The 10994-nt window shown below is 32.0% G+C and carries 11 protein-coding genes; 3 read left to right on the forward strand and 8 right to left on the reverse strand.

The window, feature by feature from the left end:
- Positions 1-61: 61 nt before the first annotated feature.
- The 7 genes from WBN21_RS03655 to WBN21_RS03685 form a co-directional block, all read right to left on the reverse strand.
- Positions 62-499, reverse strand: coding sequence for a sensor of ECF-type sigma factor (locus tag WBN21_RS03655; RefSeq protein ID WP_424197941.1), 438 nt, complete (start codon positions 497-499; stop codon positions 62-64).
- Positions 500-511: 12 nt separating this feature from the next.
- Positions 512-1018, reverse strand: coding sequence for a hypothetical protein (locus WBN21_RS03660; protein WP_424197942.1), 507 nt, complete (start codon positions 1016-1018; stop codon positions 512-514).
- A gap of 134 nt (positions 1019-1152) precedes the next feature.
- Complete coding sequence (locus WBN21_RS03665; RefSeq protein ID WP_424197943.1) at positions 1153-1695, reverse strand: RNA polymerase sigma factor; 543 nt, start codon at positions 1693-1695, stop codon at positions 1153-1155.
- Between the two features lie 300 nt (positions 1696-1995).
- The gene (locus tag WBN21_RS03670) at positions 1996-3831 is read right to left on the reverse strand and encodes an ABC transporter ATP-binding protein (protein ID WP_424197944.1); all 1836 of its coding nucleotides are present in this window, start codon (positions 3829-3831) and stop codon (positions 1996-1998) included.
- Positions 3831-5561 (reverse strand): phospho-sugar mutase, encoded by a 1731-nt coding sequence (locus WBN21_RS03675; protein WP_424197945.1) that lies wholly within the window; start codon positions 5559-5561, stop codon positions 3831-3833. The genes WBN21_RS03670 and WBN21_RS03675 overlap by 1 nt, the downstream gene beginning before the upstream one ends.
- A gap of 80 nt (positions 5562-5641) precedes the next feature.
- Complete coding sequence (locus WBN21_RS03680; protein ID WP_424197946.1) at positions 5642-6589, reverse strand: glycosyltransferase family 2 protein; 948 nt, start codon at positions 6587-6589, stop codon at positions 5642-5644.
- A gap of 38 nt (positions 6590-6627) precedes the next feature.
- A complete protein-coding gene (locus tag WBN21_RS03685; RefSeq protein ID WP_424197947.1) occupies positions 6628-7161 on the reverse strand; it encodes a DUF4199 domain-containing protein in 534 nt (177 codons plus the stop codon).
- A 227-nt stretch (positions 7162-7388) separates the two neighbouring features.
- Between WBN21_RS03685 and WBN21_RS03690 the strand changes: the two genes are divergently transcribed.
- From WBN21_RS03690 to WBN21_RS03700, 3 genes are all read left to right on the forward strand, one after another.
- Positions 7389-7640 (forward strand): type B 50S ribosomal protein L31, encoded by a 252-nt coding sequence (locus WBN21_RS03690; RefSeq protein ID WP_424197948.1) that lies wholly within the window; start codon positions 7389-7391, stop codon positions 7638-7640.
- Between the two features lie 131 nt (positions 7641-7771).
- Positions 7772-8947: a GlmU family protein gene (locus WBN21_RS03695; RefSeq protein ID WP_424197949.1), complete on the forward strand. Its 1176-nt coding sequence runs from the start codon at positions 7772-7774 to the stop codon at positions 8945-8947.
- 192 nt (positions 8948-9139) lie between these two features.
- Positions 9140-9475, forward strand: a complete 336-nt coding sequence (locus WBN21_RS03700) for a hypothetical protein (RefSeq protein WP_424197950.1) — start codon at positions 9140-9142, stop codon at positions 9473-9475.
- On the opposite strand, the gene WBN21_RS03705 is transcribed toward WBN21_RS03700, so the two are convergent.
- On the reverse strand, positions 9472-10994 hold a 1523-nt coding region (locus WBN21_RS03705; RefSeq protein ID WP_424197951.1), incomplete at its 5' end, for an ABC transporter substrate-binding protein. The two genes, WBN21_RS03700 and WBN21_RS03705, sit on opposite strands and share 4 nt — an antisense overlap.

Below are 10994 nucleotides of genomic sequence, written 5' to 3' on the forward strand. Positions count from 1 at the left end.
GGAAGAATTTCTAAACTAACTTTTAGAGAATAAAAAAAGGATCAATTTTGCTCCTTTTAATTTATTTTCCTTGACGTCTTTTTTTAAATTCATCAAACAGTTTTCGTTTAAAATCTTCTTCGGCAGCCTTAAGTTGAATTATTTTTTTAGCCGGAATTATAATTCTTAACTTGGAAATAAGATTAACATATTCCGTGTGTAAATTATTTTCAGCCGCAACTAATTTATCTAAAAGTTCTTTAGCATGAGCATCAGTAAGCGTACTTAAATGTTCTTTAACTTCTTTACGGATAACTTTTAATTCTGAATGTTTAATCTGAAAGGTTTTATCCTCGTGTGCGTTATAAACAGGCCAAAATTTTTGAGCTTCCTTTTCGGTTAAATCTAGCTTTTCAGTAATAAAAGATACTTTAAGCGCTTTTATGCGTTCTCTTTTGCTGTCTTGAGCCGATATTTTAAAGACCATTAAAAGTAGTAGTATAGGGAGTAGTTTTTTCATTTTTGTAAATATTTAATCCATCATTAATTCCTCGATATTGGTGTTATCCATCAGGTAGCCTTCTAGGTTGTCATCATTAAAACTATGTTCAATAATTAAATATTCTTCAATTTGCTCATCACCATAAAGGGCAGCAATTTCGTAAGAACTAAAATCTTCTTCATTAATATAACTTTCAACCGTTTCAATATCTAAGTTACTAAAAGTAGGTGTGTTTTCAAATAAAGAAAGATTGAATAATAACAGAATGGCGGCAGCAATACCTGATAAATAAACTAAGTTTCTTTTACTTAAAAATTGAATTACTTTCGGTTCTTTGTTGGTTATGTTTTTGCCTAAAATGCTTTCATTTAAAGATTCAAAGTAATTATCAGGAACTTTAAATCCAGTTTCCTTAATGGGATTTAAGGGACTTTCTATTTTTATCTTACTCAATATTTTATCATCTAAAGATTCAAAATAATCATTAGGTGTTTTAAAACCTGAAGATTCAATTATATGTAATTTTTTATTTTTCATTTCATTTTTAATACTATTTGTTAGACTAAAATTAATTGGAAAGGTTTAATTTCTAATACGTTCCTAAATTATTTACTTGAGGTTTCCATTTAATTTTTCATTCCCGAGAAAACGGAATCTAAACATAATGTCATTTATGTTTGAGTTAAATAAGCTTCAATTTTTTTTACGGCAATGTGATAAGATGCTTTTAAGGCACCCTCGCTGGTTTCAAGAATATCGGACATATCTTTATATTTGAGATCTTGAAAATATTTCATATTAAAAACCAATTGCTGTTTTTCTGGTAAGGTGGCAATGGCTTTTTGTAATTTTAATTGAATGGCATCCCCTTCAAAATATACATCGGAAGTTAAGTTGTTAATTGCTAATTCCTGAATTTCTTCATTACTTACCTGAAGTCGTTTTGCTTTTTTATTTAGGAATGTTATCGATTCGTTGGTGGCAATGCGATACATCCAAGAAAATAATTTACTATCCCCTTTAAAAGTGTCAATATTTTTAAAAATTTTAATAAATGTATTTTGAAGCACATCATCGGCATCATCATGAGACTTTACAATATTACGTATATGCCAATATAACCGTTCTTTATAAAGCTCTAATAAGGCTTTAAACGCTTGATTTTTATGGGTTTCAGATTTTAATTTTTCTAATAGTTGTGCTTCGTTAATCACAAACAATTGTTTAGATTTTAGACTATTAAATATACTAAAAGTTTAAACGGATTTTTTTTAATTTTCATAAAAATCCTATACACTTACAAATCAGGTAATTAGATAAAATAGTATCGATAAAGTGTAATTAAAGAGCGATTAAGTGTTGTTTTTCTTGTAGGATAAGTTTTTATGTTTTAAGTTTGTACCAGAAACCTACTTATGTTGTTAGTCTTCCCCAAGTCTAACAGAAACCAAAAAAAGGATAGAAGCCCCCAAATTTCTATCCTTTTTTATATTTATAAAACTTATTAAGTTGTTTTACTCGAAGCTTTGCATGTCTACTAATTTTTTATAAACACTATTTTTAGCTAAAAGTTCATCGTGTTTTCCTTGCTCAACAATTTCACCTTTGTTTAATACCACAATATTATCGGCATTTTGAATGGTTGAAAGCCTATGAGCAATAACGATAGATGTTCTGTTTTTCATCATGTTTTCTAGTGCGACTTGAACAACGCGTTCACTTTCAGTATCTAATGCTGAGGTTGCTTCGTCTAAAATCATAATTGGTGGACTTTTAAGAACCGCTCTGGCAATACTTAAACGTTGTTTTTGACCACCAGAAAGTTTACCACCGGCATCTCCAATATTGGTGTTAATCCCTTGAGGCAAATCTTTGACAAATTCCCAGGCATTGGCAATTTTTAGTGCCTCAATGATATCAACATCGGTGGCATCTTTTTTACCTAGTTTTAAATTGTTGGCAATACTATCGTTAAATAAAATAGCATCTTGTGTAACAATGCCTAGTTGCTGTCTTAACGAGCTTGTTGTTAAATCATTAATGTTAATTCCATCAATTAAAATATCGCCTTCGTTAACGTGGTAAAACCGTGTTATAAGATTTGCAATGGTAGATTTTCCACTTCCAGATTGACCAACTAATGCAACTGTTTTTCCTTTTGGAATAGTTAATGAAAAGTCTTTTAAAACATATTCATCTTCATATTTAAAAGAAATGTTTTTAAAATCTATTTGACTTTTAAACCCGGTTAAATCGATAGCATTTGGTTTGTCTTTTATGGGGTTTGGAGCGTCTATAATTTCTTGAATACGTTCGGCGGCGGCACCACCTTTTTTTATGTTGTAAATACCACGAGTAATGGCTTTTGCTGGTGTTAGTATATTGTAGGCTAAACCTAAGTAAACTAAAAATGTACTTCCTTCTAGATCCGTGCTTGGATCACCTTTTAAAATCAAATTACCTCCATACCAAAGAATTCCAGATATCATAAAAATCCCAAGAACTTCACTTGTTGGCGACGCTAAATTTTGACGGTTTAATAATTTATTTGAAAAAGTATAAAATCTTTGCGTTGATTCTTGAAACCTACTATAAAAAACACCTTCGGCATTAAATCCTTTTATTATACGTAAGCCTGTTAAAGTTTCTTCTAAAGTAGAAAGGAATACACCTTGTTCTTTTTGTACACGTCCAGATTTACGTTTAAGGCTTTTTCCAATCCTTGAAATTACAAAGCTCATTATTGGTATAAAAATAAAAACAAATAGTGTTAATTGCGGGCTTATATATAGCATTGCAATTATAGTAAATAAGATTGTTAATGGCTCTCTTACTATTAGTTCTAGAACAGGTAGAAATGAGTATTGTAAATCATTAACATCTCCAGTAACTCTAGCTATAAGGTCACCTTTTTTCTGTTCTGAAAAGAAAGATAAAGGTAATTCTACTGTTTTTTTATAAACTTTATCCCTGATGTCTCTTATAACTCCGTTTCGTAAAAACACCAAAAAGTAATTGGCTAAATACCCAGCAATATTTTTAAGAATAAACATGGAAATGATTAAGCCTATTACAAAAATTAGAGCTTTAGCGTTATCTCCTCCAGTAAAGTCATTCATTTTGTAAATCAGATACTCCTCTGCAAAATCATCAATATTATTAAAGCCAGTATATTCAGGAATAGATTTAGGAACCTGTCTTTCTTTATCAAAAATAACATCAAGCATTGGCTTAAGTGCTATAAAAGAAAGGGTGCCAAATAAAGCATAAAACACGTTAGCAATAACGTGTCCTATGGCATATTTTTTATAAGGTTTAGCATACCTTAATATATTGGTAAAATGACCCATTAAATGAGATTCATGTCTTTTAAAATGGTTTCTGCTTTTTTATCTAGTGCAGCCTCAGTTGTTTTAAAATTATTAACGCTATCCAATTTAGAATTCACACTCACATAAAACTTAATTTTTGGTTCTGTACCACTTGGTCTTAATGCTACTTGACTTCCATCTTCAGTATAATAAATTATAACATTTGATTTTGGTATATCCAGCGACGTTATTTTTCCTGTGGCCATATCTTTTGAAGTTGCAGAATCGTAATCTTCAATCTTTACAACCTTAGAGCCATTTACAATTTTAATTGGATTTTCACGAGCATCAGTCATCATTTGTTTAATTTCTTCAGCGCCTTCAATACCTTTTTTGGTTAATGAAACTAATTTTTCTTTATAACAACCATGCTCAACATATAGTTTAATTAACTCGTTATAAAAAGAACTCCCGTTTGATTTTGCTATAGCCGCAATTTCACAAGCTAATAGGGTAGAAGTTACGGCATCTTTATCTCTTACAAAATCACCAACCATAAAACCGAAGCTTTCTTCTCCACCACCAATAAAATCAAGTTCTGGGAAATCTACAATGAGTTTTGCAATCCATTTAAAACCTGTTAATACAATTTTATTATCAACGTTATATGATTTAGCAAGCTCTGTTAGCATTGGTGTTGATACGATTGTAGTAGCAATAAATTCTTTACCTTTTATTTTGCCTTCAGATTTCCATTTTTTCAATAAGAAATCGACCATCATTACCATGGTTTGGTTTCCGTTAAGTAATTGTAAATTTCCATCGGAATTTCTAACAGCAACACCTAATCTATCGCAATCTGGATCTGTTCCAATTACGATGTCTGCGCCTTCTTTTTCGGCAAGTTCTAATGCCATTTTTAAAGCAGCTGGTTCTTCTGGATTTGGCGATTTAACCGTAGGAAAGCCACCATCAGGAACTTCTTGTTCTTTTACAATCGATACATTTTTATATCCCGCACGTTTCAATGTTTCAGGAACAGCAGTAATAGATGTTCCATGAAGTGAGGTAAATACTATTTTTAAATTGTCTTTTGCTTTTTGAGTAGCTCCAACACAGCCATTTTCCACAGATGCATCAATAAAAACATCATCAACATCTTTTCCTATATAATGAATAAGATCATTGTTTGCTTTAAATTTTATTTTTGAATAGTCAATATTATTAATCAAACTAATAACAGCATCATCGTGTGGAGGCACTAACTGACCACCATCTTTCCAATATACTTTATAGCCATTGTATTCTGGCGGGTTATGAGATGCCGTTAAAACAATTCCACAATGGCAGTTTAAGTGCTTTACTGCAAATGATAATTCTGGAGTAGCACGTAAATCTTCAAATAAATATACTTCAATGCCGTTTGCCGAAAACACATCGGCAACTACTTTAGCAAGGGTTTTACTATTATGTCTACAATCAAAAGCAATAACGGCCTTTGGTGTTTCGTTCGGGAATTGTTTATGTAAATAATCACTTAAACCTTGTGTGCTTTTTCCTAGAGTATATTTGTTTATACGATTGGTTCCAACACCCATTACACCGCGCATTCCACCAGTTCCAAATTCTAAGTCTTTATAAAAACTTTCTTGAATATCTTTTGGATTGTTTGCTATACTTTTTTTAATAGTCGTTTGCGTGGCTTGATCAAAAGCAGGCGTTAACCATGCATTTATTCTCTCTAAAATTTTTGGTTCAATGTGTATCATATGGTAAGTTTTATAAAAACAAAAATAAGAAATCTATTACTTGTTAAAGGTTGTAATGTACTTAATTTTAAAAGTAATAATTATAAATTTAATTCATCTTTAATGGAGTACCTTTTTTTGTCTGGTCTATTACGTAAAATAATTTCACCTAAAAAGCCAGCAACAAAAAATTGCGTTCCAATAATCATTGTGGATAGGGCAATATAGAATTGCGGACGTTGCGTAATTAGCCTGCCAGCGCGATTAATAAACATTTTGTCAATACCTAAGTAGGCTGCAAATGTAAAACCAATGGCGAACATTATAAATCCTAAGGTGCCAAATAAATGCATGGGGCGTTTGGCGAAGTTTGATAAAAACCAAATGGTAATTAAATCTAAAAAACCATGTATAAATCTATTCATTCCAAATTTTGTATCACCATATTTCCTGGCCCGATGTTGCACTACTTTTTCGCCAATTTTTGCAAAACCTGCATTTTTTGAAAGTACAGGAATATAACGATGCATTTCACCATTAACATCAATATTTTTTACAACCGCTAATTTGTATGCTTTAATTCCGCAGTTAAAATCATGCAATTTAACACCAGAAGTTTTTCTGGCTGCCCAATTAAATAATTTTGAAGGTAGATTTTTACTAATTAACGAATCAAAACGTTTCTTTTTCCAGCCAGAAATTAAATCGTACCCTTCCTTTAAAACCATGTTATAAAGATCAGGGATTTCATCGGGACTGTCTTGTAAATCAGCATCCATAGTTATCACCACATCGCCTTGAGCTTTTTCAAAACCAGCATGAAGTGCTTGAGATTTTCCGAAATTTCTTAAAAATCGAATCCCTTTTACAGCATTATTTTGCTTTGAGAGTTTTGAAATAATGCCCCAAGAATCGTCCGTACTGCCATCATCTATAAAAATGATTTCATACGAAAAATGATTGGACTGCATAACACTTGCAATCCAATCATGTAATTCGGTTAAAGATTCTTCTTCGTTAAGTAGTGGTATAACTACAGATATATGCATTTAGAATAATTTCAAAATAATATTCAAAAATACTGAATTTATACTTCGTCTGGGTTATTTTTTTTCATAACTGCAGCAACAATTAATCCAACAACACTAAATCCTATTAATTGAAAAGCTAAAGATTGTAAGGCATTGCCAATAGAAAACATATTTCCTTGAGCTTCCATTTTTTCCATAGTTTCATCAATAACTTCAACAGGTACGTTGTAGGCTTGTAGTCTTTCTAATTGCGAATTAATAACTTTTTCTTGTAGTTGCGCTGCAGCTTCAGGATCAATTATGTTAAATATAATGATACTAACAACGGCACTAATAACAAGTCCGACTAATACGGTTATAAAATAAGAAGTAAACGCGTTTTTGAAACTTAAAAAACCATTATTTGCTTTTTTTGAATTCACAACTGAAACGATACCGAACACAATAATTAAGGCAAGTATACATAAGCCAAACCATATTTGAGTATATAAGTCTAAATTAACGGCATATGCAATAACTGTTATTAATGCTAGTGTGGCACCTAAATAAAGCCCATAATTGGTAGCCATTGATTTTAAAGATTTTTCCATAATAGTATAATTAATTTGTTAGTTGTTTGGTTAGTACTCAAAGATAATAAAACGTTACATTTGAAAGAAAAGAATTCCTTAAGACTTTGTTTTTTTTGTTACCGTTTAAAATGTCATTCCCTTGAAATCGGAAATCAAAATAAAAAATAATAAAAAGTATTGTGCATTTATAAAAAATACTTAAATTTGCACTTCCAAAATTGAAAGTAATAAAAAAGCATTTAGCGATGAGAAAAGGTATACATCCAGAAAATTATAGAATTGTAGCATTTAAAGATATGTCAAATGATGATGTGTTTTTAACAAAGTCTGCAGCAGATACTAACGAAACTCTTGAAGTTGATGGTGTTGAGTACCCATTAGTAAAAATGGAGATTTCTAGAACATCTCATCCATTTTACACAGGTAAATCTAAATTAGTAGATACCGCTGGTCGTATTGACAAGTTCAAAAACAAATACGCTAAATTTAAAAAATAAGTTTAGTCAAAATATATTTATAAAAAGCCTTTCTACTGTAGAAAGGCTTTTTTATTTTTACAATAATTATTTTTATTTACATATTGAGTTTTAGAACTTCAAACTTCTAGCTTCAAACTTCTAGCTTTATTATGAATTACATTCTTTTTGATGGTCCTGCACGGAATAATTTGTTGCCATTTACATTTACAAGACCAGTAGCCGATATTCGGGTTGGTATTTTAACCATTCGCGAAAAGTGGGAAACCTTTTTAAAAGCAACCACCACCACAGTTACTGAGGATTATTTATCTGATAAATATCCTATGGTTGAAATGGATGAAAACATAATGATTAATGCTTCCTATCTTCCAAATTTAGAATTGGTAGAAATGATAGCAGACTTAACAGAAAATCAGGCCATTTTTAAAGGTGAAGATGTCATTGCCTTTTTTACTAAAGAAGCGCAAGACGATATCAATTTTGATAATTACGAGGCTATTGAATTCGCAGACGACATTATAAAAATTGAAAATACTTGGGATATTTTCTCAAAAAATGGAGAAGCCATTCAAGACGATTTTGATTTAATTACAAAAGACGAAATATCGCAACCCATCCCAATAAGTAACAATATAATTGCTCCAGAAAATATATTTTTAGAACCAGGAGCAAAATTGGAATTCACAACACTTAACGCTAGTAGTGGTCCTATTTATATTGGCAAAAATGCCGAAATTATGGAAGGTTCAATCATTCGTGGTCCATTGGCACTTTGCGAAGGCGCTGGTATTAAAATGGGCGCGAAAATTTACGGACCAACCACCGTTGGGCCACATAGCAAAGTGGGTGGCGAGGTTAATAACTCGGTTATTTTTGGCTATTCCAACAAGGGTCATGATGGCTTTTTGGGTAATTCTGTGTTGGGCGAGTGGTGTAATTTAGGAGCCGATACTAACAATTCAAACCTAAAAAATAACTATGCCGAAGTCCGCTTATGGGATTACCAAACCGAAGGATTTGCAAAAACCGGCCTGCAATTTTGTGGCCTCATGATGGGCGATCACAGTAAATGTGGTATAAACACCATGTTTAATACAGGCACCGTTATTGGGGTTAGCGCTAACATATTTGGCAGCGGTTTTCCGCGCAATTTTGTGCCAAGTTTTAGTTGGGGTGGTAACGGTGGCTTTACAACTTATTTAACTAAAAAAGCGTTTGAGGTTGCTCAAGTAGTTATGGAAAGACGAAAAATTGAGTTTACAGACCAAGACAAAGCTATTCTAGAACATGTTTTTGAAGAAACGAAAAAATTTCGAAGAGATTAAAATTTGGGCGTTACCACAAGGGTCGGGCTTTCCGCTATACCTGCCTGCCGGCAGGCAGGTCTTTTTTGCTTTTAATGGCAAAAAAGGATGCCGCTGCAATCCCTAACGCAGGCAACAGCAAGCTTTAGGTTTCTATCAAAAAATAAGGCTATTAATAAACGTCCATAAACCCTAAATAAAAAACAAAACCCCATGTTAGGAATTTTATTAATCTACTTTATTGGAAAACGATTTTACGATTTATCAGAAGAATACAACCAAAATAAGTGGCTTTATGCTATTTTAAGTGTCGTTATTTATTATGTGGCAGGCTTTGTTGTAGGTATTATAATAGCATTATTAGATCTTTATATATTTAATTGGGGAATTGATTGGGATAATAATTTTGGGATAAATTTATTAGGCTTACCAGCAGGTTTACTAATACTTTGGGGGTTTTATATCTTTTTGGAAAATAAATGGAAAAAATCTGTTTTGGTAATTAAAGACGAAATTAACGATATTGGAAAAAATACCGACGAGTTTTAATCTTTCCTCACATATCTTAAATCCAATAAATTAATAGGATTTGTACCCAAACCTTTGACGTTTTTTTGGGTAAACCTTACCACTTCATCATAAAATAAAGGCACCATTATAGCGTTTGCCATAGCCAAAGAATCTATGGTTGTATATAGGTGTTTACGATTTTCAATGTCTGTAATATTAAAAGATTTGTTATATAAACTATCAACAATTTTATTTTTAAAATGAAAATAGTTCGAGCCATCAGGAGCAAAGTTTTTACTGTAAAAAATAGATAAATAGTTTTCAGCATCTAAATAATCAGCCACCCACGAACTTCTAAACATATCAACTTTCCCGTTAGATCTGGCAGACCTTAAAGTCGCTTCAGGCATCACATCCACGTTAATTTTTAGTCCTGTTTTTTCCAATTCACGTTGAATAAATTCGCAAAAACTTAAATAATTACTCGATGTAACTAAAGTGATTTCTGGGTTGGTAATTCCGCTTTCCTTTTTAAATTGTTCAACCAATTGTTTGGCTTTTTCTGGTTGGTATGAAAAACCAATAGTTTCATCATGTCCTGGAAGTCCAATAGGAATAAACCCACCATTTGCAGGATTCCCAATGCCGTTTCGCAAATAAATCATCATTTTTTTTCTGTCAAAACCATAGTTTACGGCTTGCCGAATCAACAACGATTGAATTTCAGGCGTTTCAGAATCTAAATAAAAACCTAAATATTCAGTATTTAAAAATGGCCCTCGAATCATATCTACAGTTTCAGCATATTTAGCTCTAAGTTTACCATCAGCAGTTAATAATTCATCTTTATAAGACGCATCAAGACTTTGTAAATAATCTATATTTCCTTGGGCAAATTGCAAAAATTCACTTTGTTTATCTGGTAAAAATGTGAGTGCAACGGCTTTTAGATAAGGCAATTGTTTTCCGGTTTTATCCTTTTCAAAATAGTGGTTATTTCTCCTAAAAACGAGTTTGATATTTTCTTCCCAACGTTTAAATTTAAATGGCCCTGTGCCTATGGGGTTGGCTCTAAAATCGGTGCCGTAAAAATCAGCCACTTCTTTTGGAATTACCGAACAATATTTCATACTTAACAACCCAATAAATGCTGGAAAAGGCTGCGTTAAAGTAATTTCAAAAACGGAATCATTAACGGCTCTAAAATCATCAACTTTGTTTAAAACCCAGCTTCCTGGAGCCGCAATTTTTTCATCTCTCAAACGGTTTAGGCTATAAGTGAAATCATCAGCAACAACCGTTCTTGTTGAATCTTTCCCAAAGAGTTCATGCTTGTGGAAATAAACATCGTTTCGTAAAATGAAAGTATATGTTTTTCCATCCTCCGAAACCGTCCAGTTTTTTGCAATAGATGGTAAAATATTCAATTCACTATCCAATTGCACCAACCCATTATATAACTGATTACAAACCGAATTGTCTTGTAGTGTTCTTGAAAAGGCAGGATCTAAAGTGTTAATGTTGGCGTATTCGTTATAACGAAAAACAAGATTTTCAT

Source organism: Algibacter sp., from assembly GCF_049667265.1.
GTDB lineage: Bacteria > Bacteroidota > Bacteroidia > Flavobacteriales > Flavobacteriaceae > Algibacter_B.

Coding starts and splice junctions, on each gene's coding strand:
- WBN21_RS03670 (WP_424197944.1), bottom strand. CDS start 3,831: ATGGGTCATTTTACCAATATATTAAGGTATGCTAAACCTTATAAAAAA.
- WBN21_RS03690 (WP_424197948.1), top strand. CDS start 7,389: ATGAGAAAAGGTATACATCCAGAAAATTATAGAATTGTAGCATTTAAA.
- WBN21_RS03655 (WP_424197941.1), bottom strand. CDS start 499: ATGAAAAAACTACTCCCTATACTACTACTTTTAATGGTCTTTAAAATA.
- WBN21_RS03685 (WP_424197947.1), bottom strand. CDS start 7,161: ATGGAAAAATCTTTAAAATCAATGGCTACCAATTATGGGCTTTATTTA.
- WBN21_RS03660 (WP_424197942.1), bottom strand. CDS start 1,018: ATGAAAAATAAAAAATTACATATAATTGAATCTTCAGGTTTTAAAACA.
- WBN21_RS03695 (WP_424197949.1), top strand. CDS start 7,772: ATGAATTACATTCTTTTTGATGGTCCTGCACGGAATAATTTGTTGCCA.
- WBN21_RS03700 (WP_424197950.1), top strand. CDS start 9,140: ATGTTAGGAATTTTATTAATCTACTTTATTGGAAAACGATTTTACGAT.
- WBN21_RS03675 (WP_424197945.1), bottom strand. CDS start 5,561: ATGATACACATTGAACCAAAAATTTTAGAGAGAATAAATGCATGGTTA.
- WBN21_RS03680 (WP_424197946.1), bottom strand. CDS start 6,589: ATGCATATATCTGTAGTTATACCACTACTTAACGAAGAAGAATCTTTA.